At 50.0% G+C, this 26,214-nt stretch carries 26 protein-coding genes, 1 tRNA gene and 1 riboswitch; of the genes, 17 read left to right on the top strand and 10 right to left on the bottom strand.

Annotated features, from left to right (window positions below; genetic code table 11):
• Positions 1 to 125 precede the first annotated feature (125 nt).
• Both ACO0LI_RS25610 and scpB read right to left on the bottom strand, forming a co-directional pair.
• Positions 126 to 2,138, bottom strand: coding sequence for a pseudouridine synthase (locus ACO0LI_RS25610; RefSeq protein ID WP_423036198.1), 2,013 nt, complete (start codon positions 2,136 to 2,138; stop codon positions 126 to 128).
• The gene (scpB, locus tag ACO0LI_RS25605) at positions 2,128 to 3,399 is read right to left on the bottom strand and encodes an SMC-Scp complex subunit ScpB (RefSeq protein ID WP_423036196.1); all 1,272 of its coding nucleotides are present in this window, start codon (positions 3,397 to 3,399) and stop codon (positions 2,128 to 2,130) included. Before scpB ends, ACO0LI_RS25610 begins: the two co-directional genes overlap by 11 nt.
• Positions 3,400 to 3,989: 590 nt before the next feature.
• Here scpB and ACO0LI_RS25600 point away from each other — a divergent pair.
• Entirely contained in the window at positions 3,990 to 4,427 is a 438-nt protein-coding gene (locus tag ACO0LI_RS25600; protein WP_423036194.1) for a hypothetical protein, read from the top strand.
• Here ACO0LI_RS25600 and ACO0LI_RS25595 read toward each other — a convergent pair.
• Positions 4,424 to 4,813 (bottom strand): VOC family protein, encoded by a 390-nt coding sequence (locus ACO0LI_RS25595; protein WP_423036190.1) that lies wholly within the window; start codon positions 4,811 to 4,813, stop codon positions 4,424 to 4,426. The genes ACO0LI_RS25600 and ACO0LI_RS25595 overlap by 4 nt on opposite strands.
• A gap of 374 nt (positions 4,814 to 5,187) precedes the next feature.
• Here ACO0LI_RS25595 and ACO0LI_RS25590 point away from each other — a divergent pair, with 374 nt between their 5' ends.
• Positions 5,188 to 6,852, top strand: coding sequence for a methyl-accepting chemotaxis protein (locus ACO0LI_RS25590; protein WP_423036188.1), 1,665 nt, complete (start codon positions 5,188 to 5,190; stop codon positions 6,850 to 6,852).
• Positions 6,853 to 6,945: 93 nt separating this feature from the next.
• Here the strand turns inward: ACO0LI_RS25590 and ACO0LI_RS25585 are convergent.
• Positions 6,946 to 7,022: transfer RNA gene (locus ACO0LI_RS25585), tRNA-Met, on the bottom strand.
• 129 nt (positions 7,023 to 7,151) lie between these two features.
• Here ACO0LI_RS25585 and ACO0LI_RS25580 point away from each other — a divergent pair.
• Complete coding sequence (locus ACO0LI_RS25580; RefSeq protein ID WP_422953245.1) at positions 7,152 to 7,721, top strand: NUDIX hydrolase; 570 nt, start codon at positions 7,152 to 7,154, stop codon at positions 7,719 to 7,721.
• Positions 7,722 to 7,799: 78 nt separating this feature from the next.
• On the opposite strand, the gene ACO0LI_RS25575 is transcribed toward ACO0LI_RS25580, so the two are convergent.
• Entirely contained in the window at positions 7,800 to 9,002 is a 1,203-nt protein-coding gene (locus ACO0LI_RS25575) for an ammonium transporter (RefSeq protein WP_422953246.1), read from the bottom strand.
• Positions 9,003 to 9,189: 187 nt separating this feature from the next.
• On the opposite strand from ACO0LI_RS25575, the gene aat reads away from it, so the two are divergent.
• From aat to ACO0LI_RS25550, 5 genes are all read left to right on the top strand, one after another.
• Complete coding sequence (gene aat, locus ACO0LI_RS25570; RefSeq protein ID WP_422953247.1) at positions 9,190 to 9,906, top strand: leucyl/phenylalanyl-tRNA--protein transferase; 717 nt, start codon at positions 9,190 to 9,192, stop codon at positions 9,904 to 9,906.
• Positions 9,903 to 10,634 carry an arginyltransferase gene (locus ACO0LI_RS25565; protein WP_422953248.1) on the top strand — a complete coding sequence of 244 codons (732 nt, stop codon included), beginning with the start codon at positions 9,903 to 9,905 and terminating at the stop codon, positions 10,632 to 10,634. The genes aat and ACO0LI_RS25565 overlap by 4 nt, the downstream gene beginning before the upstream one ends.
• A 61-nt stretch (positions 10,635 to 10,695) precedes the next feature.
• The gene (locus tag ACO0LI_RS25560) at positions 10,696 to 11,742 is read left to right on the top strand and encodes a quinone-dependent dihydroorotate dehydrogenase (RefSeq protein WP_422953249.1); all 1,047 of its coding nucleotides are present in this window, start codon (positions 10,696 to 10,698) and stop codon (positions 11,740 to 11,742) included.
• Between the two features lie 15 nt (positions 11,743 to 11,757).
• Complete coding sequence (locus tag ACO0LI_RS25555; RefSeq protein WP_422953251.1) at positions 11,758 to 12,801, top strand: aldo/keto reductase; 1,044 nt, start codon at positions 11,758 to 11,760, stop codon at positions 12,799 to 12,801.
• A gap of 116 nt (positions 12,802 to 12,917) precedes the next feature.
• Positions 12,918 to 13,316, top strand: a complete 399-nt coding sequence (locus ACO0LI_RS25550) for a hypothetical protein (protein ID WP_423036186.1) — start codon at positions 12,918 to 12,920, stop codon at positions 13,314 to 13,316.
• Positions 13,317 to 13,380: 64 nt separating this feature from the next.
• Here ACO0LI_RS25550 and ACO0LI_RS25545 read toward each other — a convergent pair whose 3' ends face one another.
• Positions 13,381 to 14,337, bottom strand: coding sequence for a peptidylprolyl isomerase (locus tag ACO0LI_RS25545; protein WP_423036184.1), 957 nt, complete (start codon positions 14,335 to 14,337; stop codon positions 13,381 to 13,383).
• Between the two features lie 237 nt (positions 14,338 to 14,574).
• Between ACO0LI_RS25545 and yiaA the strand changes: the two genes are divergently transcribed.
• Positions 14,575 to 15,015 carry an inner membrane protein YiaA gene (gene yiaA, locus ACO0LI_RS25540; protein ID WP_422953254.1) on the top strand — a complete coding sequence of 147 codons (441 nt, stop codon included), beginning with the start codon at positions 14,575 to 14,577 and terminating at the stop codon, positions 15,013 to 15,015.
• A 34-nt stretch (positions 15,016 to 15,049) separates the two neighbouring features.
• Positions 15,050 to 15,532 carry a hypothetical protein gene (locus tag ACO0LI_RS25535; protein ID WP_422953255.1) on the top strand — a complete coding sequence of 161 codons (483 nt, stop codon included), beginning with the start codon at positions 15,050 to 15,052 and terminating at the stop codon, positions 15,530 to 15,532.
• A gap of 79 nt (positions 15,533 to 15,611) precedes the next feature.
• Here ACO0LI_RS25535 and ACO0LI_RS25530 read toward each other — a convergent pair whose 3' ends face one another.
• From ACO0LI_RS25530 to ribB, 3 genes are all read right to left on the bottom strand, one after another.
• Positions 15,612 to 16,535 carry a methyltransferase domain-containing protein gene (locus ACO0LI_RS25530; protein ID WP_422953256.1) on the bottom strand — a complete coding sequence of 308 codons (924 nt, stop codon included), beginning with the start codon at positions 16,533 to 16,535 and terminating at the stop codon, positions 15,612 to 15,614.
• A 344-nt stretch (positions 16,536 to 16,879) separates the two neighbouring features.
• Positions 16,880 to 17,080, bottom strand: a complete 201-nt coding sequence (locus ACO0LI_RS25525; protein WP_422953257.1) for a hypothetical protein — start codon at positions 17,078 to 17,080, stop codon at positions 16,880 to 16,882.
• 45 nt (positions 17,081 to 17,125) lie between these two features.
• Complete coding sequence (gene ribB, locus ACO0LI_RS25520; protein ID WP_422953258.1) at positions 17,126 to 17,818, bottom strand: 3,4-dihydroxy-2-butanone-4-phosphate synthase; 693 nt, start codon at positions 17,816 to 17,818, stop codon at positions 17,126 to 17,128.
• Positions 17,819 to 17,926: 108 nt separating this feature from the next.
• A riboswitch (FMN riboswitch) is annotated at positions 17,927 to 18,118 on the bottom strand.
• 437 nt (positions 18,119 to 18,555) lie between these two features.
• On the opposite strand from ribB, the gene ACO0LI_RS25515 reads away from it, so the two are divergent.
• Genes ACO0LI_RS25515 through cobA form a run of 7 tightly spaced genes read left to right on the top strand, consistent with a single transcriptional unit; the run spans position 18,556 to position 25,324 of the window.
• Complete coding sequence (locus ACO0LI_RS25515) at positions 18,556 to 19,329, top strand: sulfite exporter TauE/SafE family protein (RefSeq protein WP_422953259.1); 774 nt, start codon at positions 18,556 to 18,558, stop codon at positions 19,327 to 19,329.
• A gap of 49 nt (positions 19,330 to 19,378) precedes the next feature.
• Positions 19,379 to 21,085, top strand: a complete 1,707-nt coding sequence (locus ACO0LI_RS25510) for a nitrite/sulfite reductase (protein WP_423036182.1) — start codon at positions 19,379 to 19,381, stop codon at positions 21,083 to 21,085.
• 17 nt (positions 21,086 to 21,102) lie between these two features.
• Complete coding sequence (locus ACO0LI_RS25505; protein ID WP_423036180.1) at positions 21,103 to 21,624, top strand: DUF934 domain-containing protein; 522 nt, start codon at positions 21,103 to 21,105, stop codon at positions 21,622 to 21,624.
• Positions 21,621 to 22,334 (top strand): phosphoadenylyl-sulfate reductase, encoded by a 714-nt coding sequence (locus tag ACO0LI_RS25500; protein ID WP_422953262.1) that lies wholly within the window; start codon positions 21,621 to 21,623, stop codon positions 22,332 to 22,334. The genes ACO0LI_RS25505 and ACO0LI_RS25500 overlap by 4 nt, the downstream gene beginning before the upstream one ends.
• A 12-nt stretch (positions 22,335 to 22,346) precedes the next feature.
• Positions 22,347 to 23,282 carry a sulfate adenylyltransferase subunit CysD gene (gene cysD, locus ACO0LI_RS25495; RefSeq protein ID WP_422953263.1) on the top strand — a complete coding sequence of 312 codons (936 nt, stop codon included), beginning with the start codon at positions 22,347 to 22,349 and terminating at the stop codon, positions 23,280 to 23,282.
• Positions 23,282 to 24,598, top strand: coding sequence for a sulfate adenylyltransferase subunit 1 (locus ACO0LI_RS25490; RefSeq protein WP_422953264.1), 1,317 nt, complete (start codon positions 23,282 to 23,284; stop codon positions 24,596 to 24,598). Before cysD ends, ACO0LI_RS25490 begins: the two co-directional genes overlap by 1 nt.
• Before the next feature lie 3 nt (positions 24,599 to 24,601).
• A complete protein-coding gene (cobA, locus tag ACO0LI_RS25485) occupies positions 24,602 to 25,324 on the top strand; it encodes a uroporphyrinogen-III C-methyltransferase (RefSeq protein ID WP_423036178.1) in 723 nt (240 codons plus the stop codon).
• 34 nt (positions 25,325 to 25,358) lie between these two features.
• On the opposite strand, the gene ACO0LI_RS25480 is transcribed toward cobA, so the two are convergent.
• A complete protein-coding gene (locus ACO0LI_RS25480; protein ID WP_423036176.1) occupies positions 25,359 to 26,126 on the bottom strand; it encodes a substrate-binding periplasmic protein in 768 nt (255 codons plus the stop codon).
• Between the last annotated feature and the right edge of the window lie 88 nt (positions 26,127 to 26,214).

Here is a 26,214-nt window from a genome sequence, read left to right as displayed (position 1 = left end):
ATTCAAATAAAGGCTAAATCTGCTAACTACAAGATTATAAACGATAAATTACCTCGTCGCAATGGAAAACGAGGTAATTTCAACACGTCCCGCTACTGCAAAACGCTTAAAACGACCGAAAAACATTATGCGCCACGTGAGCGCCTGCGCGCTGCAATTCCCTGACCTATGGCCTGACCACTACCACGGGATGTAGGGCCACGACGCTGCCCAGCATCAGGAAAACCCAATGCCGTTTGCAATGGATCTGGCTGGCGGCTACGTTTTTTGCCGTTAGCGTTGTTGGCATTGTTGCCAGCACCGTTGCCAGGTCCATTACCTGCGCCATTACGCGGATTACCTGCGTTACCGCCAGTTTTGTTGCCGTATGCATTGTTGCCGTTAGCATTACCGCCACGACCCGCACCATATTCAGCACGCTCACTACGGCCACTAGACATAGGGAAACCGACTTGCTTCTGGCTAAATGGGCCGGTACCAAAACCAGGCGCCTTATTACCAAATGGTTTGCCGCCCTTGGTTGGCACTGCGGGTTTGTCGCCACCGGCTTTTTCCAGGCCACTCAACTTCAACAAGGCACGAACTGCATCCTCTTCCAGCTCTTCCCAGCGACCACGCTTGAGGTTGGCAGGCAGGGTCATAGCGCCATAACGGGTACGGATCAGGCGTGAAACTGTCAGGCCGACAGCCTCAAACATGCGACGCACTTCACGGTTACGGCCTTCACCAATGATGACGCGATACCATTTATTGACACCTTCACCACCACCGTCAGTGATTTTGGAGAATTGCGCCATACCATCTTCCAGCTCAACACCGGCCAGCAAACGCTGACGCATGCCTTCTTCGAGCTCACCTAGAGTACGCACAGCGTATTCACGCTCAATACCATAACGCGGATGCATCAGACGGTTTGCCAAATCACCGGATGTGGTGAACAGCAACAAACCTTCAGTGTTGTAATCGAGACGCCCTACTGCCAGCCATTTGCCAACCTTCATGCTTGGCAAGCTCTCGAACACGGAAGCGCGGCCTTCTGGATCATTAGTACTGACGATTTCGCCAGCAGGCTTGTGATAAATCAGTACGCGTGGCGGTTTTTTACTGACTTTGCGCATAATGGGCTTGCCATTGATACGTACTTGATCAGTAGGCAAAATTCTTTGACCAATATGGGCTGGCTCACCATTCACAGAGACACGACCAGCAACAATCAGCTCTTCCATGTCGCGGCGCGAACCCAGGCCTGCTTCAGCCAGTACTTTATGCAACTTAGGCGCATCATCATCTGCAGTCAGATCACGGCGCACTGGCTTGCCACGGCCCTTGCCTTTGGCATCATCAGCAACACCGGAATCAAATGCCTCGGAAGTAACAAAAGAAAACACGTCATCGGCATTATTGCCAGCACCAGGGCGACCGCCACGAGTTTGTTGCTGCGGACGCTTGGATTTGTTAGCGCCTGGCTGGCCAGCGTTTTGACGTGGGCCACGATCATTGCGGTCACCGCGATCGGTACGCTCACTGCGTTCACCACGATCTGGACGCTCTGCGCGGTCGGCACGCTGGTCGTTACGCTCACCACGATCAGCGCGGACTGGACGTTCAGTTTTTTCGCCGTTTTCAGTTTTTTCACCGCGCTCTGTGCGCTCCGTTCGCTCCGCACGATCCGCCCTTGGCGCACGTTCTGTGCGGGGTGGGCGTTCGCCGCGCGGTGGACGTTCACTACGCTCGGCTATTTGCTCAGTACGCACAACTGGCTCGGCAACTACAGGAGCTTCGGGAGCGACTGCTACATGCTCCTCGACAACTTCCGCAGGCTTGGCTTTGGCGCGGCTGGCGCGTGGCGCTGCCCCAGGCTCTTTAGGAGTACGCGGCGCGCGCGGTGCACGTGCTTTTTTAACTGGCGCTTCTGCAACATCATCGGCGGATGTTGTCACCGCTACAGTTGCTACTGCTGCCTCAGTAGCGCCTGCTGATTGCTCTGCATTCTCTTGCTTAGGCTTGGATCGGCTTACTCCAGTACGCGGGGCACGCGCAGCGCGCTTTGCCGGTTTTGCGTCATCACCACCAGCAGCGCCATTATCATTTGCGCCCGCACCATCAGCTTGGTCAGCATTTACATCTTCAGGATTCATTGGATTCATTCTTCAGTTCTATTGAAGGCAACTGACTCGCTGCAGCGCCCGGTACACTATCCGGTGCCGCAGTATCGGCTACCTGATCACTCAATTGCGTGACAGGTTGAGAGTCTCCCCCAACCTCACTTATTTCTTCGCTTACTTCGTCAATTACTTCTTCGCTTATATCTTCGGCAATTTCTTTTACTATCACTTCTGATACTTCTGCAATTTTTGTTTCGCCTGCGGTCTCGACTGACTCTTCAGCGACAATATCTGCAGCATCATCCATTGCAGGCAGCGCGCTGTCCGTCACAACATCAAAAGTTACAGCATCTGGCTCAGCGCTAACGTCAGCTCCCTCTTGAGACCCTTGCCCAGATGCAATTTTCGCATCCTGTGCGGCCTCAGTCTGCTGTTGCTGCTGCGCATCTTGTGAATCTTGTGCATCATTTATTTCTTGCGGCAATGGCTCCAATTCAGCATCTGCAAGTACCTCTATCTCTGCAATATCCGCTGACTCTTGCGTGAGTTCATTGCTTGAATCCACCATTGCTGCCGGCTCAGCATGCTCAGCATGCTCAGCATCAAGGGTATCCGCATCAGGCAAAACCACATTCACAGCTTGCTCAGAAACAGTTTCGCCATCAGTTACAGGCTCCGCCACCAATGCATCGACCTCAACAGCGGCAAACATTCCACCATCCAGAGCCGCCAATTCAGGAACCAGCTCCTCTTCAGCATCCCGTTTCACTTGCTGCAGAGGCGGCAACTGATCCAACGAAGACAGACCCAGATCATCCAAAAACTGCTTGGTAGTGGCGAACAAGGATGGGCGGCCTGGCACATCCCTGTGGCCTATGGATTCTATCCAGCCACGGTCTTCCAGAGTTTTAATCATCTGCGACGCCACGGTCACGCCACGAATTTCTTCTATGTCGCCGCGCGTCACCGGCTGGCGATAAGCAATAATCGCCAGGGTTTCCAGCGTTGCTCTTGAATACTTTGGTGGCTTTTCCGGGTTCAGCCTGTCTATATAGGCGCGCATCTCGGGCTTGCTTTGAAAGCGCCAGCCAGTAGATAAAGCCACCAGCTCTATGCCCTTGTCGGACCAGTCCTGACGCAAGCCTTCCAGCATCAGTTTGATAGTATCTGCGCCGACCACATCACCTTGATCATCCGCATCCTGGAACAGCTTTTTCATCGTATTGACTGTCAGCGGCTCTGGCGCGCATAACAAGGCTGTTTCGAGGACTCGTTTTGCCTCAGCAGTATTCATGCAATATTAAAGTACACGGGTTTATTTAGTTGATGTCATGCAACAAGACAACTGATACCTCAGTTACCATTTCGCTATTGTTCACATCAGTTTTGTATTAAATTTGTTGCCACCAACCTGGCAGCAACGCCCCTTATGCGGGCGGCTGGGACTGCATGGAGCGCGCAAAGAACTTAGCAGCGCACAATCCCTAAAATTAGTAGACACTGGATTGTAGTCCAGAAATTCGCAGACGATCAAAAAATATCGTCAACAAACAATAAAAAAGCCACGCTAAAACGTGGCTTAACTCATTATTTCCGTCTGCAAGCGGAAAATCAAGCACATTAACCGCTCGCATCCCCACTCCTGCCATTTCTGAACCCAAACCGGAAAGCCAACCACAAGCCCTCCAACAACATCTTGCATATGATTGCAAGGGTGCGAGAGTACCATGCATTTAAAAAGTCCGCATGGGAAAATCTGGACAGATTGCATGCGACTTAAGTAAAACAAAGATTAAATTGCATTTACATTAACAACATTAAATAAGATTTTATGAAACAATGGCCAATGATTTTCAATCAAACTGATGACAAGCCATGTGCTTCATGACCATCCTGAGCACCAGTTCAGACTCCGATCTTTCTCTTGCCAGCAATGAGCTAATTCAGTTCGCAAAAAAGCTACCTGGCATTCCAGAAGAAAAATATCTACGCTTCGAACATAAATGGTTCCTTGCCTCAAATGCCGGATGCAGTTGCAATTTCAGGCATTTATCTGACGACAGCATAGAGCTCGGATTTGGCGAACCAGAAGCATGGTTTGAAGAAGATCACGATACTATTGAAGCAACACGTCAAATTGCAGCAAGCATACGCACACTGATACAACAAGGCGCACATGTAGATTGCTTTGATGCATGGGCACATGGGCAAAGCGATGCAGCAGCGCCCATCGGCGACATTGAAGTCGATCTGACCGAGGTCAGCGACGCGGCATTCCGCTTTTTTGGGGAATACCAATTTACTTTCACGATCAAGCCTTAAGCTGACTGCCGCGCATAACTGACCGTCAGCATTTCCCACTGGTGACCATCAGGCTCATTCCAGTAAATCATGTTCCCGCCATAATCAGTATTGATTCGCATATCTACAGGCCCGCGCACAGAGCTGCGATAAGAAATGCCAGCCCGCTTGATACGCCCGAGTATGTCATCAAACGTCTGCTGGCTGACGCGAAAACAAAAATGATAAACAGGGAAGTCCTCGTCAGTCTGGATGAAGTCCAGCGTCAAGCCTTCGTTCACAAATACCGGGGCAAACGGACCCAAGGCTGTCGGCGACCAAGGCACACCCAGCAATTCAGCCAACAGTTTTGCCGAAGCCAGCTTGTCGTACGAAGGGACAATAGTGTGATCGAGTTCGATACTCACGGCATTTCTCCTTACCACATCAGATTCAGGATTTACAATAATAGTTTGCATTTTACTTATTCTTAAGTAATCTGGACAACATGCAAAAATTGGTTGAATTTACAATAAATTGCAACTTTTGCATAAAACATACACTTTGATTTTTCACGTGGACTTCAATCAAAGATGATGCGTAAAATGCAATTCAATGCCATTAAAGCAAGCAACATTTGTACATCGTTACCTTGGCAAGAAACCTGATATCTCGCATTAGCAATTGCCAGCAAACTTGCCACACCATTTTTTGAATTACTGTCTTCAAGGACGACCCGCTTCAGCCGCCGCTCATTGTCAATCGCATCCGACCAGCAGCACAGCCTTTCAGGGGATAAAAAATGTTTATTGCAAACCTCAAAATCAGTCAACGCCTGTATTCAGGTTTTGGCTTAGTTATCTTGATGCTGATCGCCGTTGTTGCCATAGGTGCTTCCCGCCTGACTTTACTCGACAGCGAAATTAACCTGACCGTCAATGATCGCTATCAAAAAATATATGTACTGAACGACGCTATCAAAAACCTGAATCTACAAGCCAGAAATTTGCGCAATATCTTGCTCATGAGCGACGAAGCTGAAATTAAAAAGGAAATCGACAGCGTACAAAAGTCTTCTCAGGTTATTACCAGCGAACTCGATAAACTGATCCCCACCATACGCAACCCAAAAGCCAAGGAATTACTCAGGCTCACCATAGAGCAGCGCGCACAATACATTCCCGTCAGAGACAAAATGATCAAGCTCGTGACGGATGGCAACAAAGATGAAGCAAAAGATTTTCTGTTTAAGGAAGTCCGCCCCAAACAACTCAGCTACCTGGAAGCGATGGAATCACTCATCAAGTTTCAAGAGGGATTGATGGCGGAGTCAGCCATAGAAACCAAGGAAACAGCTGAATCGGCGACTCAACTGATGATCGCTACCGGCATACTTGCAGCTATCATCAGCAGCTTTATCGCCTGGTCAATCACAAGGCGCATAGTCACTCCACTCAATAGTGCAGTAGAGATCGCCAAAACCGTCGCCAGTGGTAATTTGACCAGTGATATCGATGTTACTGGCAAAGATGAAATGGGTTCCCTGCTGCGCGCCCTGGCATTGATGAACAACAACCTGATAGACATCGTCGGACAAATACGCAGTGGTACGGACACGATAGCCACCGCATCCACACAAATCGCATCAGGCAATCAGGACCTTTCCGCACGCACGGAAAAGCAGGCGAGCGCACTGGAAGAAACCGCGTCATCCATGGAAGAACTCACGAGTGCCGTCAAGCAAAACTCCGATAACGCCCTCGAGGCAAATCAGCTTGCGAAAAATGCGTCTGAAGTAGCGGTCAAAGGTGGCAATGTCGTCACACGGGTGGTCGATACCATGTCATCCATCAGCGAATCATCCAGGAAGATTGTCGATATCATCAGCGTCATTGATGGCATCGCCTTCCAGACAAATATTCTGGCACTGAACGCAGCCGTTGAAGCAGCGCGCGCTGGCGAGCAAGGCCGGGGGTTTGCCGTGGTTGCTTCTGAAGTACGCAATCTTGCCCAGCGTTCTGCAACCGCAGCAAAAGAGATCAAACTCCTCATCGATACCTCTGTAGAAAAGGTCAATGCAGGAACCCAGCTTGTTGATGAAGCCGGGCTAACCATGAGTGAAGTTGTCAGCAGCGTCAGACATGTAACCCATATCATTGCAGAAATAAGCTCCGCCAGCGCAGAACAGACTGCCGGCATAGAACAAATCAACCGGGCCATTGTGGAACTGGACAATACCACCCAGCAAAACTCTGCCCTCGTAGAAGAAATAGCCGCCGCCGCCGAATCCCTGCAGGATCAGGCAAGAAGACAAGCCGATGTCGTCAGCGTATTCAAAACCGACGACAACACACCTGCCACCGCCGCCAGATTACACAATATTTCCGAACACCCAAAAGCCGCAAGGCAAACGAATGCACGACAAGTCATTCCGCTACAGATATCTGCGTCAGCAAGAGAGAAATAAGCATCGGAGAGAACGATGGGAGAAGAAGCGAAAAAAGAAGAACGCAGAAAAGCAAAAAGTCCTTGATCATTTCTGATCAAGGACTTGAATACTTGGTTGCGGGGGCAGGATTTGAACCTACGACCTTCGGGTTATGAGCCCGACGAGCTGCCAGACTGCTCCACCCCGCGTCTGAAGAATGAAACTATACATGATTTTGCTGCTCAGCGCAATTCTTTTATAGGACATGGACTTTTGCCGCGCTTTTACGGACAGGTGTTACACTCTGCAGATTCGCCAATTTTGACTCTTTTTTGCCCATGAAATTCTGCTCTGAATGCGCGTCCCCGGTGGTCTTGCAAATTCCTGTTGATGATACCCGCGAGCGTTTTGTTTGCCCGGCTTGTGGCACTATCCATTATCAAAACCCAAAGATGGTCGTAGGTTCTATTCCTGCTTGGGAAGAAGATGGTGTCACCAGGATATTATTATGCAAGCGAGCCATAGAACCGCGTCTGGGCTTCTGGACCCTGCCTGCCGGCTTCATGGAAAATAATGAGACAACGGCACAGGCTGCACAACGTGAGACCGAGGAAGAAGCTGGTGCCAATATCAAATTACATGAGCTGTTTTCTATCTTGAATGTGCCACATGTACATCAGGTGCATTTATTTTATCGCGCCACCTTGCTGGATCTGAATTACGCCGCCGGGGTCGAGAGCCTGGAAGTGGCGCTATTCTCTGAAGAGCAAATTCCCTGGGATGACATCGCCTTCCCTACCATAGGCCATACACTGAAGTTTTTCTTTGAAGATCTGGCGAAAGTAAAAAATGGTGGGCGCTTCCGGACGCATGAGCATGATATTTTCAAGCCCATGCGGGATGGCTGAAATAACATTGGCCAGGCTAATATCAAAAAAAATGGGCAAATTTTAATTTGCCCATTTTTTTCGACATTATTTTCGTCATTACCAACTGGTTTCGCGTTCTGCAGTCGATGAGATTTTGTGTATAGCCAAATCTGCACCTTCAAATTCTTCTTCAGGATCAAGACGTATGCCTACGAGTTTTTTCAAACTGGCGTAGATGATATAGCCACCGATGAAAGCAATCGCAACACCCATGACGGTGCCCAGCAATTGCGACATGAAGCTGACGCCGCCAAGACCACCCAGAGACTTTAAGCCAAAGATACCAGCAGCAATACCACCCCAGGCACCGCATAGCCCATGCAGGGGCCAGACACCGAGTACATCATCGACTTTCCATTTGTTTTGCGTCCAGGTGAACATCCAGACAAAAATGGCGCCAGCCATGCCACCAGTAAACAGTGCGCCCAGCGGATGCATAAGGTCAGAACCGGCACAAACTGCCACCAGACCCGCCAGAGGGCCGTTGTAGACGAAGCCAGGGTCATTCTTGCCGAGGATGAAAGCGACCAGCGTACCGCCCACCATGGCCATGAGAGAATTCATGGCAACCAGGCCATTCATCTTTTCCATGGTTTGTGCACTCATGACATTGAAACCAAACCAGCCCACAGTGAGTATCCACGCACCCAAGGCCAGAAAAGGGATGCTCGATGGTGGGTGGGCGGCAATTGCGCCATTCTTCATATAGCGGCCACGGCGTGCACCCAGTAACAATACTGCAGGCAAGGCCACCCAGCCACCAAAGGCATGCACAACCACAGAACCGGCAAAGTCATGGAATTCTTCAGAGAAAGCTGCTTTTAACCAAGCCTGTATGCCAAAACGCTGGTTCCAGGCTATGCCTTCAAAGAAAGGATATAACACACCGACCAGCAAGGCTGTCGCGATCAGTTGCGGGTGAAATTTTGCCCGCTCGGCAATGCCGCCTGAGATAATGGCGGGAATGGCGGCGGCAAAGGTCAGCAAGAAAAAGAACTTGACCATTTCAAAGCCGTTTTTGGCGACCAGCACTTCGGCACCAGAATAAAACTGCACGCCGTAAGCAATGGTGTAACCGACAAAAAAGTAGGCGATGGTCGATACGGCAAAATCAACCAGTATCTTGACAAGGGCATTGACCTGGTTTTTCTTGCGCACAGTACCCAATTCTAAAAACGCAAAACCCGCATGCATTGCTAAAATCATGATTGCGCCAAGCAAGATAAACAAGGCGTCCGCGCTGCTATTTTGTGCATTCATGCAAAATATCTCCCAATTTAAGTGCAAGTTTGAATTAAAGATACACTGATAAAGCAAAATGCATTCCAATTTGGTGCAAACGATAAGTGATTGATTTAATGCGATTTTTAGAAACTGATTATTTGATGGCCAAGTTTGGCGCACTGAAAAATGGCGTTTTTTTGGTGCAAGCAATATTGGGGGCTGCGTGATCCCCTGGCTGGAAACTGATAGCCCCTTCCCTCATCCCAGCAACGCACTTACTGAAAAAGACGGTGCGGCAGGCTTGCTGGCAGCGGGTGCCGACCTGTCAGCAGGACGCTTGCTATATGCTTATAGAAATGGCATCTTTCCCTGGTTTTCTGATGGGCAACCTATTTTGTGGTGGTCCACCGATCCCCGCATGGTCTTGCAGGTGGAGGATTTCAAACTATCCGCAAGTCTGAAGAAGCGCTTGCGCCAGATCAGCAAAGACCCGCGCTGGGAGGTGCGCTTTGATACTGCCTTTGAAGATGTCATGCGGGCTTGTGCCGCGCCGCGCGGTGAAGAGCATGGCACCTGGATTTCTGACGACATCGTTGCTGGTTATTGTGACTTGCACAAGCTGGGATATGCCCATTCGACCGAGGTATGGCTGGATGGTGAACTGGTCGGTGGTGCCTATGGCGTTTGCATAGGCCGCATGTTTTATGGCGAATCCATGTTTGCCAGAGTCACGGATGCATCAAAAATAGCCTTGGCACACCTGGTATTTTTCTTGCGTGAACATGGGGTGAAAATGTTAGACTGCCAGCAAGAGACGGCACATTTGGCATCTCTGGGCGCAAAAGCGATTAGCAGAGCCGAGTTTTTGCGCTGGGTAGAACATGCCAGTGCCTTGCCAGCGATTAGCAATTGGACCATAGTCAACAAGATCAGCCCGTGACCCAGCTTAACGAACTCCCCTTCGCCAGCATACAGTTTTATGCGACAGCGCCCTACCCTTGCAGTTATCTGGAAGGCTTGCAGGCGCGTTCACAGGTGGCCACGCCTGCGCATCTGATTAATGCGGATGCATATTCAGAGCTGGTGAAGAGTGGCTTTCGCCGTAGCGGCATTTTTATTTACCGGCCGCATTGCGATAACTGCCAGGCCTGTACACCAGTGCGCGTACGCGTCAATGAGTTTGAAACCAACCGCAGCCAGCGCCGCGCCTGGAAAAAACATGGCAATCTGCATGCACGCGTCAGCAGCCTCAGTTATGTGCATGAACACTATGAGCTCTACCAGCGCTATCAGGGTGCGCGCCACTCTGGCGGCGGCATGGACAATGACAGCCGTGACCAATATGCGCAATTTTTGCTGCAAAGCCGGGTAAATACACGCCTGGTTGAATTCAGGGATGACAACAATATCCTGCGCATGGTCAGCATCATTGATGTGCTCACAGATGGCTTGTCGTCCGTGTATACCTTTTATGACCCGGATGATGCGACTGCATCCTACGGCACCTACAATGTCTTGTGGCAGATAGAGCAAACGCGCTTATTGAAGCTGCCCTATGTTTATCTGGGTTACTGGATCGCTGCCAGCCCCAAGATGGCTTACAAAACCAATTTCCGCCCCCTTGATGCCTTGATGCAGGGGCGCTGGCAGACTTTGCGGGAACTGTGAAGCTCTCCTTTCTGTTTGTCTCTCAAATTTTATTTTTAACTTTTCTTTCCCACCTATTTACATGTCTGCAAAACTTCTTTACTCCCTGATCCGCCCTGCCCTGTTTGCCATGGATCCGGAAAATGCCCATCACCTGACCTTACCTGCGCTGCAGCGTGCCAATAAACTTGGCCTGGGTGGCTTGCTGGGCAATAAACCTGCAGAAGATGCGCGCACTGTCATGGGTGTGCGTTTTCCCAATCCCGTGGGTCTTGCTGCTGGCCTGGACAAGGACGGTGCGTATATTGATGGCCTGGCGGCAATCGGTTTTGGTTCCATAGAAATTGGCACAGTCACACCGCGTGCGCAAGCGGGTAATCCCAAGCCACGCATGTTCCGCCTGCCGCAGGCAGATGCGATTATCAACCGCATGGGTTTTAACAATGGTGGTGTCGATGCCTTTGTCAAAAACGTACAGGCTTCGCGTTTTTACCAGGACAAACAAGGCGTGCTTGGCCTCAACATAGGCAAGAATGCCGATACACCGATAGAACGTGCGGCAGAAGATTATCTGCATTGCCTGGCCAAGGTGTATCCCTATGCCAGTTATGTGACAGTGAATATCTCTTCCCCAAACACCAAGAACCTGCGGCAGTTGCAAGGAGCGACTGAGCTGGATGCCTTGCTGTCGCAACTGAAGGAAGCGCAGCAAAAACTGGCGGATGAACATAAACGCTATGTGCCAGTTGCCCTGAAGATCGCTCCAGATATCGATGCAGAGCAAATCAAGACCATAGGTGAAGCCTTGTTACGTCACAAGATAGACGGTGTCATTGCGACCAATACCACCATTACCCGCGATGCGGTGCAAGGCTTGCCACATGCAGAAGAAACGGGTGGCCTGTCTGGCAAACCCGTGTTTGAATTATCCAACCGCGTGATCCGCGCCCTTAAAGCAGAACTGGGTAATGAAATCCCCATCATCGGCGTGGGCGGGATTTTTTCTGGTGCCGACGCCGTGGCTAAAATGCAGGCAGGTGCGGCGCTGGTACAAGTGTATTCTGGCCTGATTTATCAAGGCCCCGCATTGGTCAAAGACTGCGCAGATGCCTTGCGCGGACATAAATAATTTACTCCTATCATCATGAAGAAAATTTTACTTGGCAATAGCCAGCTGAATGTAACCACCATCTGCCTGGGCACCATGACTTTTGGCGAGCAAAACACTGAAGCAGAAGCGCACGAACAGTTAGATTATGCGCTGGAGCGTGGCATCAACTTTATTGATACGGCAGAGATGTACCCGGTCATGCCACGTGCGGCGACACAGGGCAAGACTGAGCAATACATCGGTAGCTGGATCAAAAAATCTGGCAAGCGTAATGAGATCGTGCTGGCGACCAAAGTAGCTGGCCCCTCACGCGGCATGGGCTGGATACGCAATGGTGAAAATGATTTGAATGAAAAGAATATTCGTGCCGCCATTGAGACCAGTTTGCAACGCCTGCAAACAGACTACATCGATCTGTACCAATTGCACTGGCCCAGCCGCAATGCCCCCATCTTTGGGCAAAAACAATTTGATCCAGCAATGGAAAGACCCTGTACAGATATAGCTGAAACAGTGGCAGTATTGAATGCCCTCGTCAAGGAAGGCAAGATACGCGCTTTTGGCGTATCGAATGAAACATCCTGGGGTGTCAGTGAATTTATCAAGCAGGCAGAATTGCAAGGCACGGCGAATATCGCCAGCATACAAAATGCCTACAACCTGGTGAACCGTGCATTTGAACAGGGCCTGGATGAAACCTGCTTCCGTGAAAATGTCGGCTTGCTGGCGTATAGCCCTCTGGCATTCGGGCAATTGACAGCCAAATATACTGACGATGCCAAAGCCCATGGCCGCCTGACAATATTTCCGCCAACGTGGAGCCCGCGCTACATGCGTGCCAGCGTATTTGAAGCCAGCAAACGTTATGCCGCTCTGGCACGTGAACACGGCTTGACGCCAGCACAACTGGCTCTTGCCTGGTGTTATTCGCGCAGCTTTGTCGCCAGCACCATCATAGGCGCAACAAACCTGACACAGTTAAAAGAGAATATTGATGCGCTGGAAGTGCAACTCAGTGATGCCCTCCTGCAGGGCATCAATCGCATTCATGAAGAGCTGAACAACCCCGGGCAGTAATGTTATTGCGATGGTACATCAATAAAATGATGCCTCCGGCAGGAAGTTTTCAACTGGCATAAAATACAAGCGCAATTGCAACAAATGCCTATTGATCCTTTTACCGGAGAACCAAGATGTCCCAATTGCGTATTAATATTTTCAAGTCCTTCGTCTGCTTTTTTGCCATAGCTGCTCTGCTGGTCATTTTTCTGCACAAGCTCTTACCTAATGTCTCACCCTCACACACATTTCCTTATATAGCACTGGGTATTTTTGTATTTATCTTTTCTTTGTATCTGACTATCATCATCAGAAGCGGCTTTAATCAACGCAGCATTAATAAGGGAATTATTGACCCAGCCTGGCCATGGCTTTCAGTGAATTCACCCGGTCAGGAATTCATTACCAGTAGCAATAACCCCGTAACACTAGCGCAAGATATAAACAGTGCCACTTCAGCGGCCATTATTGCTTGCAGTGTTGACATAGGTAATTCTTGCCCAGTATCGGGCATGGACAGCTCGAGCTATTAATCATTTCTGTTAGAGCAAGCACATGTGACGCCTGAACAGGGCGTCACATACTTCAGGCGTTTGATTACTTTTGCGGCCTGACTGGCAGCGGCACATTACACAGGTCGATATACCCTGCCGGCACCTTATACCAGTCACCGCCACGATTTCTTTGCGCATCGATAATTGATTTGAAAGTTGCAGTATCAGTGCGGATGATTTCCAGTTTGCTGCGTTCAGACTCGGGCACATCGGCAGCTATTTTCATACTCTTAATGGGCGTGCGCTCTTCGGCTTTTTCATAAAATCCCAAGGGCCCTGTACCACGTGGCAAGGTCGTCAGTAATTCCATGCCTTGCACAACACGACCAACTACCGTGATATTTCTATCCAGCTGTCTTGGCGCATGCCCGGTCACCACGTACAAAGATGTGCCGTTGCCGCTGTTCGCATCAGTGCCACGGGCAACGCCTACACTGGCATAACAATGTGCCAGCCAGGCTGTGCCGGTCCTGGGATCACGCCCCGCCGGAAAACTGTTTGCATGACCCGCTTGCGGCGCATAGCCATCAACATCAGGTAATTGCGTAAACGGTAAATTGGCTGGGTATTTGACGGTGAACTCACCTTCAAGCTTGCGTTTGGCAGTTTTAACTTCACGCTTCTCATCCGGGTCTGCCCATTGCGCGACATAGTTCTCTTGTGAACGTACGATAGCCAAACCATCAAAATAACCCTCGTGTACCAGTGCCTTGATATTTTGTGCATGATTGGGGGCAAAATTGGGTGCCAGCTCAATGACGACACGGCCTTTGTCCAGATTCAGGTACAGCGTATTTTCAGGATCAAGCGGCCTCCAGTCAGTGGCCTTGGAATCTTTAAGGATATCGCCAAGATTCAGTTTGGATGCCTGCACTGCCTTGACAGGCGGGTTCTTGGCTTTAGCTGGTGCAGCTTGTACGGTAGCAGACAAACACAGGCCTGCGACCAGGCAAGTTATCAAGGATTTTCCAGCGGGCACAGCAACAAAACGTAAAGACATTATTCGACTCCGGTAAAGTGCACAAAGAAACAGAAGACCATTGCCGCTCAGGCAAGAAGGGGTGACCTTACGCGAATGAATTAATTTTGTCCATATACCCCAAATATATCTAGCTGGCTACTTGGCTTATTATTTGGGCCAAATATGCTATTTCCTGGCTCTTCTCATTGTAATATTGCAAAATTCCGGCGAATCCGGTAAAACCTGATTCAATCTTTTATTTCAAGGAGTCCTTGTTTGAAACCTCAACTTCACGCACCTACCGGTGCATTTGTGGGCGCATCATGGGCCGCATTGTTTATAGGTGCAGCCACTTATTTTGCTGGCGTCTGGAATGCAGAGATGCAATTGAATGAAAAAGGTTATTACTTTACCGTCTTGATGTATGGCTTGTTTGCTGCCGTTTCCCTGCAAAAATCAGTGCGCGACAAACTCGAAGGTATTCCTGTTACCGGCATCTACTTTGGCCTTTGCTGGCTGTCGCTGGGTTTATCCATACTGTTACTGGCTGTAGGTCTGTTCAACGCAGCACTGGGCTGGAGTGAAAAAGGTTTCTTTGCCATGGCATTTTTGCTGAGTCTGTTTGCTGCTGTTGCAGTACAAAAAAATGTGCGCGACATCAAGCTGTTCAAACCTGATTCAGATACCTTGCCCATGCACGATGGCCACGAAAACTGATTTCTGGCTAAAACCATAGAACGAAAAGCTCATCGTGAATAATGATGTTCCCAAAAACGGTGACTTTGCCGCTTATCTGGAAAGCCTGGGCAAACAAAGTACAACAGGTGCGCCACAATATCCTGAGCCAGACTATGGCTTACCCTCCTTTCAAGCCAGTCCAGAATTGACTTTCGAGGAAAAATTACACCTGCAAGAACTTGCTGAACTCCCGCCTGTAGCAGACGATGATTTATTGACGCAAGCCCTGGCAACTGCTGGAGATGGGCTTGAATATGATCTGGATGGAGAGTCTGGTGACGATGCTGACAATGAAAACTTGAATGCGCATGCCAGTCCGCAGGAGAAGCCAGAAGATGAGCGGGATGGCCTGGCATTTCTGGGTGAGCATGCCCTGAACCTGGCACATCAAGCCAGGCCAGAAGAACTGAATGAGTTGCCGCCAATCTCTGAAGAGGATTTGATACAGCAGGCACTGGCTAATCCGGCAGGAGAGGAAGATAATCGACCAGACTAAAACAGTCGCCGCAAAAACAGTCGTCACAAAAAAAGAGCCTGCATTTGAAAAAATGCAGGCTCTTTACATTTTACTGGAATCAGCCGTAAGCCAGCGACAAATGCCCAGCACGGACACTTGCAGTGGATTTCACTTCCACCTGCATGGAGTTTTGCAGGGAAGCGATGGAACCACCAGCACGATACTGGAAGCTGACTTGCAACAGATCACCTTCTTTTACCGCAACTGGCTGGGCCAGTGGCAAGGCCATATAGTGATTCAACCAGTCTATGGTCGATGAAGTTTCCATCAATACCGCCAGGATATTCTTGGTCACAAAACGCAAGGCGCTGACCGTTCCCGATTTTTCTATCGTAAAACTGCCTTCCCATTTGATTTGCAAGTCATTGGGTTGACTGAAGTCAATAATGCTGTACAAGGCTGGCTGCGCCAGCTCTATCGTGTCGGCAGAAAAAACGCCCGCCTGCTGAAACTGGATAATCGGCGCCTGATAGCCAGAAAAATCATAAGCCTGCTGCAAAGGCTGGACTGCCATGACGACGGCTTCTGGTATGAATATTGGCAATGGCCCGCCAAATTTGGCAGCATAACGTTTCTTGAAATTTTCTATTACTTCAACCTGCTTTTCACGCAGCATGGCGACATGGATCATTTCGCAAATGACGATATCAACGGGCTCGGGTGGCAGGTATTCAAAAGCATCGGCGTGAATGACTTCAACTTTTTCACCATCACGGTTCATGGCCAATAAGCGACGTGCCTCATCCACCATGTCAGGATTGAATTCTACGCAATACACCTTGGAGGCAGCTTGCGCCGCAAACCAGGACAACACGCCTGTGCCACCGCCAAGCTCCAGCACTTTTGCGCCTTCAAATACCTGACGTCGTATCGCCGCCTTGAAGTTATCCATGCGGTTTAAATCCATCAACATATTGTGATGGTATTGCAGGGGGATAAACTGTCCGAGGTAGCAGCTCTCTGCCTCACGTTCAATCAACATGCTCACTCCTTCATTTCCTGGTTTCATCATGTGGCTGCCATCTGAAAGTAAAAGGACAGTCATCTCTATCGCCGACCATAAACAAATACTGCATTTGTTTTATTGATGGCTCTGGAAGCTGATTATCCTAGTGTTGTAAGGAAATGAAACGGGGAGTTGAACAGCGAATCTGCATCAATTCTTGCTTATGGCAAAGACAGGGAATGCAAGATAGATGTAATGTCAACTTATGCGAAGAATCGTGTATTTGCAATACCTGTTTTGAAAAAACGAGTGTCAAAAATCTTGGGGACGATCCGGGAGGTCCTGCAGATCCTGCAGATCCGACATCGGCGCGGGATACTTCAGCTTTTTTTAGGACGCTCGCAGCGTGCATCAAGGTAAGCCCTCGGTTGTTGCTCCCAGCCCTCGCCTGGCGAAGTTTGGGAGCAGACTACGTGAGCATTGAGCTTACTGTACCATTTATACCAGGCGGCAGGCTCGGCCTGCACCGCGGTGACGGCCAATAACATGGTCAGCACCACAACTTTTCTGAATATGTTCATGGCCTCACTCCTGGTATCAATACATGTAATTACCCGCTCAGGATACTACACAGCAGTTGATGCGCGATAGCTGGCAAGCTCATCAATCGTGAGTATCACGATATCGTGGGTCACTGCATATTCTATGATTTGCGCGCCTTTGGCCATGCTGCCATCCGGGTTCATCAATTCACATAATACAGCTGCCGGAGACAACCCTGCCATGATAGCCAGATCAACAGAACCTTCGGTATGCCCACGACGGCTGAGTACACCACCGGGCGCAGCCCGTAAAGGGAAGACATGGCCAGGCCGGGCCAAATCCTCAGGTTTAGCATCTGCTGCGATGGCAGTCAGGATAGTCGTGACGCGGTCAGCCGCAGAAACACCGGTAGTCACGCCTTGTTTGGCCTCTATCGACACCGTGAAAGCTGTGCCATAACGGCTTTCATTGTGACTGACCATGGGGGGCAGATCGAGTTGCTGCAACTTGTCGTCAGTCAGGCACAGGCAGACAATACCGCTGCAATCGCGTATCAGCCTGGCCATGGATTCAACGGTGATTTTTTCTGCGGCAACAATGAGATCAGCCTCGTTTTCGCGGTCAAAGTCGTCCATGAGCAACACAGGACGGCCATTGCGCAAGTCTGCCAACGCTCTGGACAGGCGCTGCTCAAAAGGACTAAGGGATAAAATTTCCGGCGGGGAGGAAACAGAGGATGGGACAGTAGTACTAGTATTACTAATAGTATTGAACATAATGAAACGCTCCGGCAAAAGTGAATGTGCAAAAGACGTTTCAGGGAGTAAAAAACGAATAGCCAAACACCAACGCCCACGGCTTTGACCATAGGAGTTTTGTATAAGGCGCATCTTCTCTCATCCGGACTATGACCGTCGGCCCTGGAATCTCACCAGATCTGCTGACCTTGCAAACTGATACAAACTCATTGCAACAGTTTTTACTGCAAGCGCTCGCGGGCTTGTTCACTCGCATTGCCAGGGCAATACTGTGAATTTACCGCCGGTGGGGAATTACACCCCGCCCTGAAGACGTACAACCTGCCGAGATATTCGGCCATTGAATTATACGCAAAAATAAAATGGCTGCTTGAACATGCTTTAATCGACAATTTTCACTAAATACGAAAAACAGATATCAACATGAGGATTATTAAAAATATTGTTCGAATAGCCTCGCATTTCCACAGAGCAACATCTATGCTTGTTTTTAAGTAGCTTCTGGCGTTTCTACTCAAAAACCACATGAATTTTTCAAACCACGCCACGTCAGTAAATAAAAACACATCAAAAGCACAAGCTTTTCTGTATAAATTGTCTCTTGAATAATTTATTTATTTTTTACGAATTAAACTAAAGGCAATATCAGTCCAGCGATTTTGCATATATCAAATACGTATATAAGCAAATGAATACTAAGTAGTTTGGAATAAAGCCTGTATTCATTACGATGCACCTACTTTGCGCGAGGCGACATGACGTTAACCTATATATTTTCAGGATTTGCAGTGGGCACTCTGGTCGGCCTGACCGGTGTAGGTGGCGGCTCGCTGATGACTCCCCTGCTTACCTTGCTGTTTGGTGTTTCACCATCAGTGGCAGTAGGCACCGACCTCGCCTTTGCATCGATTACCAAGGCCGCAGGTACTTTTACCCATAGATTGCGCGGCACGGTTGAATGGCATGTAGTACGCCTGCTGTGCTACGGCGCTTTGCCTGCCGCCGTCGTTGCGACGCTGTTCCTCAAGCACTTTGGTGCACTGGACAAGGAAATAGGCCAGCTCATACGCTACTCCATCGCTGTTTCTGTGCTGCTGACCGTGGTTGCCTTGCTGTTTAAAGGCAAGATGTTGAATTGGCTCAACAAGCACCCTGAAAAACAACTGCAAGGCAAAAAACTGGCTGCAGCCACGATCATCGCAGGTGCAGTGTTAGGTACGCTGGTGACCATTTCTTCTATCGGTGCTGGCGCGATCGGTGCGACTTTGCTGGTCATGCTGTATCCACGCATGTCTGCCGCGCATATCGCCGGCACGGATATCGCCTATGCTGTACCTCTAACGGCCATTGCCGCTTTTGGTCACTGGTGGCTGGGTTCGATAGACTGGGTCTTGCTGGGCAGCCTCTTGATCGGCTCATTGCCTGGTATTACTTTGGGCTCAATGGCAGCACGCGCAGTACCGGAAAAATTTTTACGTGGCCTGTTGGCAACCACTCTGACTTTGGTTGCTGCCAAGCTTGTCCTCTGACTCTGTTTGCAATCGCGTACTTACAGACGCATTTTATGGGTAATTAAAGATGTATCGTTACGACCAGCACGATCACCAAATCATCAAGGAACGTATTGCACAATTCCGTGACCAGGTTAGCCGTCGGCTTTCGAATGAATTGAGCGAAGATGAATTCCGTATTTTGCGTCTGCAAAACGGCCTGTATATGCAGCGTCACGCCTATATGCTGCGGGTAGCAGTGCCTTACGGTATGCTGTCGTCGAATCAGGTACGCAAATTTGCCCATATTGCCCGCAAATATGATCGTGGTTATGGTCACTTTACGACCCGTCAGAATATCCAGTACAACTGGATTAACCTGGAAGATACACCAGACATACTGGAAGAACTGGCATCAGTAGAAATGCATGCCATCCAGACTTCTGGCAACTGCATGCGCAATATCACCTCCGATGAATTTGCCGGTGTTGCTGCGGATGAAGTGATAGACCCACGCGCCTATGCAGAAATCCTGCGTCAATGGACGACCTTTCACCCTGAGTTTGCCTACCTGCCACGCAAATTCAAGATCGCCATCAATGGTGCAAAAGAAGACCGTGCCGCGATTGCAGTACATGATATAGGCCTGACTGTAGTGCACAATGAAGCTGGCGAAGTCGGCTTTAAAGTCATGGTAGGCGGTGGTATGGGGCGTACCCCTATTCTGGGCAGCGTGATACGTGATTTCCTGCCATGGAAGCATGTCATGACCTACCTGGAAGCGATACTGCGTATCTATAACCAGTACGGTCGTCGCGACAATATCTACAAAGCCCGTATCAAGATTTTGGTGAAAGCCATAGGTGCTGAAGAATTTGGTCGCCAGGTAGAAGAAGAATGGCAAGACATCAAAGATGGCCCGGCTACTTTGACAGACGCTGAATTGAAACGTGTAGCGAGCTATTTCACAACGCCAGACTATGAAAACCTGCCTGCGCAAGATGCCGCTTATGAACAGCATTTGCAAGACAATAAATCCTTCGCCAACTGGGTCAAGCGTAATGTCAAGCCACATAAAGTGGCTGGTTATTCTGCTGTGGTGCTGTCGCTGAAAAAACCAGGTGTGCCACCGGGCGACGCCAGTTCTGAACAACTGGACTTTATTGCTGATCTGGCTGACCAATACAGCTTTGGTGAATTGCGTGTCACGCATGAGCAAAACCTGGTGCTGGCAGACGTTAAAGTTGCTGACTTGTTCACCGTCTGGCAAGAAGCCAAGGCCCATGGACTGGCGACACCAAATATCGGCTTGCTGACCGATATGATTTGCTGCCCTGGCGGTGACTTCTGCGCGCTTGCAAATGCCAAGTCCATTCCTATCGCGCTGGATATCACTGACCGCTTCAACGACCTTGATTACCTGCATGATATCGGCGACATAGAACTCAATATGTCTGGCTGTATCAATGCCTGTGGCCATCACCATGTCGGCAATATCGGCATCCTGGGTGTGGACAAAGATGGCAGCGAGTTTTACCAGGTGTCCATCGGTGGCGCACAAGGCAATAATTCGGCAATAGGCAAGATCATAGGCCCGTCTTTCGCTGCAGGACAAATGCCGGAAGTGATAGACCGCATCATCCAGGTGTATGTGCGTGACCGCCTGGAAAATGAGCGCTTCATCGATACGGCACAACGCCTGGGTATCGCGCCATTCAAAGAATTTGTGTATGCAACGCCGATACGTACCAATGAACATCATGGTGAAGACGCCGGTACTGCAGTCAGCTACTGAAATTAAGAAAGTGCATCATGCGAGAAATTATTAAAGATAAAGCCATCGTAGCCGACGACTGGACAGTACTGCGTCTCACCGAAAATGAAACACCGGATGCTATCAGCGTACCGGCAGGCAAAGTCATCATCCCTTTGAAAGTATGGTTGCTGCAACGCGAAAGCCTGCTGAACCGCACTGATATCGCCGTCTGGTTCAGCAGCGATGAGCAAGCAAAAGAATTGAAAGAAGATATCAGCCGCTTTAGTCTGCTGGCAGTGGATTTCCCTAAATTTGCAGATGGCCGTGGTTATTCCATCGCCTATAACCTGCGCTCACGCCTTAACTTCACTGGCGAATTGCGCGCCATCGGTGATGTCTTGCGCGACCAGTTGTTTTACATGCAGCGCGTGGGCTTCAATGCCTTTGCCACACGTGAAGACAAAAACATCCATGACGCGATCAAGGGTCTCACCGATTTTTCTGAAAAATACCAGACTTCCTGGGATGAAAAAAACCCCTTGTTCCGCCGTGCGGAGCGCACCGGAGCGCAGGCATGAGTGATTTTTTGGAGCGCCTTGCCGCAACACAGGCTATATTGGAAAGAATCGCCAGCGACTTTGAGCCAGCCGTGTTTGCATCCAGTCTGGCGGCAGAAGATATGGTGTTGACTGACTTGATTTTACGCAAGAAACTGAATATCACGATTTTCTCACTGGAAACCGGACGCCTGCATGCAGAAACCCTGGGCATGCTGGATAAAGTCAAGGAAACCTATGGCACAGAAATCAAGTTGTTCAAACCTGATGCAGCCGCAGTAGAAAATTATGTCAGCCAGCACGGCAAAAACGCGTTTTACGACAGTGTGGAAATGCGGAAGGAATGCTGCCGCATACGCAAGGTAGAACCGCTGAAACGTGCCCTGGCAGGCAATAAGGCCTGGGTCACAGGCCAGCGCCGTGCGCAGTCTGCAACACGTACTGAACTGGCGATACAGGAAGATGATGCAACACATGGCCTGCAAAAGTTTAATCCTTTGGCAGATTGGTCAGAAGATGATGTCTGGCACTATCTCAGAAGCAACAATGTGCCTTACAATCCTTTGCACGACAAAGGTTATCCATCAATAGGCTGTGAACCCTGCACCCGCGCCATACAGCCAGGTGAAGATGTCAGGGCTGGACGATGGTGGTGGGAAAACCCCGATTCCAAGGAATGTGGCCTGCATGTAGTGGATGGCAAGCTGATCCGAATTAAACAAGCTGTCTGAAGAAGAAAAATCATGAATACTGTCGTGGAAAACCATTTTATTGATGCTGCGAGCAATCGCCACCTGGATTGGCTGGAATCCGAAGCCATCCATATCATGCGCGAAGTCGCGGCTGAATGCAGCAACCCTGCCCTGCTGTTTTCTGGCGGCAAAGACTCCATCGTCTTGCTGCGTCTGGCAGAAAAGGCTTTCCGCCCGGGTAAATTCCCTTTCCCGCTGGTGCATATCGACACTGGTCATAACTTCCCTGAAGTCATCGCATTTCGCGACAAGCGCGTGGCGCAACTGGGTGAACGCCTGATCATTGGTTCGGTAGAAGAATCGATACGCCGTGGCACAGTACGCTTACGCAACCCGGCAACTGATTCACGCAATGCAGCACAAGCCGTGACCTTGCTGGAAACCATTGCCGAACATAAGTTTGATGCCTGCATAGGCGGTGCCCGTCGCGATGAAGAAAAAGCGCGTGCCAAGGAAAGGATATTCTCTTTCCGCGATGAATTTGGTCAATGGAACCCGAAAGCACAACGCCCAGAACTATGGGATTTGTATAACACCCGCGTACACGCCGGTGAAAACATGCGCGTCTTCCCTATTTCCAACTGGACCGAGCTCGACGTATGGCAATACATCGCCCGTGAAAAACTCGAATTGCCACAGATTTATTTTGCCCATGAACGCCAGGTCATACCGCGCAATGGCTTGCTGGTGCCGCTGACGGATTTGACTCCGCCACGTGATGGTGAAACGGTAGAAACGCAAATCGTGCGCTTCCGCACTGTTGGCGATATCTCCTGCACCTGCCCGGTGTCTTCTGACGCTGCAACGGTTGAAGCCATTATCGCTGAGACAGCGATTACCCAGATCACAGAACGTGGTGCCACACGCATGGATGACCAGACATCAGAAGCATCGATGGAAAAACGTAAAAAAGAAGGATATTTCTAATGAACGCCGTAGAACAATTGACTGCCGCCGTTGGTAGAGAACGTGGCCTGTTGCGCTTCATCACGGCGGGTTCAGTGGATGATGGCAAGAGCACTTTGATCGGTCGCCTGCTGTTTGACAGCAAGGGTATTTTTGCTGACCAGCTTGACGCCATCTCTCGCGCCAAACACAAGCGCACCGTTGGCGATACCATAGACTTGTCCCTGCTGACGGATGGCCTGGAAGCAGAACGCGAGCAAGGCATCACCATCGATGTGGCCTATCGCTATTTCGCGACGCCAAAACGCAAGTTCATCATAGCCGATACACCAGGCCATGAACAATACACGCGCAATATGGTGACTGGTGCCTCCACTGCAGATGCAGTGATCATTTTGATCGACGTCTCCAAGGTCAAACTGAATGATGATGGCAGCGTCGATTTGCTGACGCAAACCAAACGCCATTCCACCATTGCCCATCTGCTGCAAATTGAGCACGTGATTGTTGCCGTCAACAAGATGGATCTGGTGGACTATGACCAGAAGGTATATGAGCGCATCATTGGTGCCTACCAGGAGTTTGCTGATCAATTGGGTTTGAAAGACATACGACCTATCCCGCTGTCTGCCCTGGCGGGTGACAACGTGGTCACAGCCAGCGAAAAACTGGCGTGGTATAAGGGCCCAACGCTGATAGAGTTGCTGGAATCATTGAGCGTCTATGATGCCTGCCATGACGAGCCTTTCCGTTTCCCAGTACAACTGGTGGCGCGCCACAATGGTCATGAAGCGAATGACTTCCGTGGTTATATGGGCCGTATTGAAGCTGGCAAGGTCAGCAAGGGCGATAAACTCCTGGTGCAACCTGGTGGCCAGACAGCTACTGTCAAAGACATTCTGACGCTGGATACTTCACTGGACACTGCCGTCGTCGGCCAGTCAGTGACTATCTTGCTGGATGAATATGTGGATATTTCACGCGGCGACATGCTGGTTGGCGCGGACCGCCCGGCCACGCTGCTGAAAACCGTCAAGGCTGATTTGTGCTGGCTGTCAGAAGATGCGCTGGATATACGCCGCAAATACTGGCTTAAGCACACCACCAGGCAAGTCGCTGCCCGAGTCACCGGCATTGATACCCTGCTTGATATCAATACGCAAGAACGCCGCCCTGCAGACAGCCTGAAGCTCAATGATATTGCAACCGTCACGCTGAATGTGGCGCAGGCACTGGCAGTTGATGATTACAATGACTTGCGCTCTACGGGTGCATTCATCCTCATTGATGAAGTCACGCATCAGACAGTGGCGGCCGGCATGATACATCTGGCTTGATTCATGCAACAGACTCAGGGCAAGGTTTATCTGATAGGAGCAGGTCCAGGTGCTGCGGACCTGATTACGGTACGCGGCGCCCGTCTGCTGGCACAGGCAGACGTGGTGCTGTATGACGCACTGGTCACGGCAGAGATGCTGGATCTGTGCCCACAGGCAGTCAAAATCTCGGTAGGCAAGCGCAGCGGACAACGCTCTGCTGCGCAGGAGCACATCAATCAGCAAATGCTGGAATGCGCGGTGCAATATGCCCTCGTCGTTCGCCTCAAGGGCGGTGATCCCATGCTGTTTGGCCGTGCTGATGAAGAATTGACTGCGCTGGAAGCTGCAGGCATAGACTATGAAATCGTCCCTGGCATCACGACGGCACTGGCGGCCGCAGCCAGCGTCAGACAACCACTGACCAAGCGTGGCGTGGCTCGTAGCGTGGCTTTGTTCACTTCCAGCACAGCCCCTGGCGAAAGCGCAGATACCCGCATACCCGAATGTGACACCCTGGTGCAATACATGGGTGGCAGAGAAGCCACGCTGACAGCGCAACGCATGCTGGCGGCCAATTTCCCTGGCAATTTGCCTGTGGTCATCATAGAAAACTGCAGTCGTCCCAATGAATGCAGCCAGGCCCTGAGTCTGGATGAATTATCCAAAGGTCTGCCGATGAGCACAGGACCGGTATTGGTGATGATGGGTGAAGCAATGCGGGCTCGTACTGGCAAATTATCGTGAGAACAACGACAACCCACAGGCCCCACAGATGAGGCTAAGGGGGCAAGCGCACGCCAAGTCTGCGTGCCATTAATTGCAATATCCCACCATCCCGCAGTTGTTCATACAATTCATCGTAGCGCAGGCGTAATTGCTCGCAATTGGCATTTTTACAGTAAGCCAGATAACCATCCTGCATATCCATGAAGGGTTCTATCATCATCAATTCATTGCTGATGCCCATGGTCTTCATGGCCGCTTCGGTATTGCGCATATTACTGGCCAGGTAATCGACGCGCTTTGCCAGCAACATATTGAGGCCATTGGTCAGGGTGTTGGCGACCACAGGTTTGATGGTGGTGCGAAGGTTCTCAAACTGAGGGCCATATACCCAGCCGTTGATTACACCGAGTTTAAGACCAGGCATGCTGGCATAATTGCCATCCCAGTTCAGGTCTGAACCTTTGCGTATATACAAGGCCATGATGTCGCGATAGAACGCACGTTTGGCAAAGCCGTATTTACTTTCTCTTTCTACTGTTTTATACGGACCTATGAGTATCTGCGCCTGCTCATGTTCGACCATCCATTGCGCCCTTGCCCAAGGGTAAATTTCGAATTTGACTTCATCCCCATTTTGCCTGGCAAGCGCACGTATGATGTCGGCACCCAGCCCAGTGAATTCGCCAGTGGGAGTACGTTCAAATACATTGGCGAATTCGGTACCGACAGCCAATACCTGGCCAGCATGGGCTGGCGTGACAGGCAGCGCAACAGCAAGTGCCAGCAAGGCAATTGAAAATACAGTTTTCAATTGGATCATACTTTTTCCTGCATTCGGGGTCAGCACAGAAATAGCATTATTGATGAACTACTGATGAACAATAACCTTGCACTCATTTACCAGGAAT

Origin of the sequence: Undibacterium sp. Tian12W, from assembly GCF_049339405.1 — a bacterium.
Lineage (GTDB): Bacteria > Pseudomonadota > Gammaproteobacteria > Burkholderiales > Burkholderiaceae_D > Undibacterium.
The sequence above is the reverse complement of the archived record's forward strand: the minus strand, read 5'-3'. Positions and strand labels throughout refer to the sequence as shown.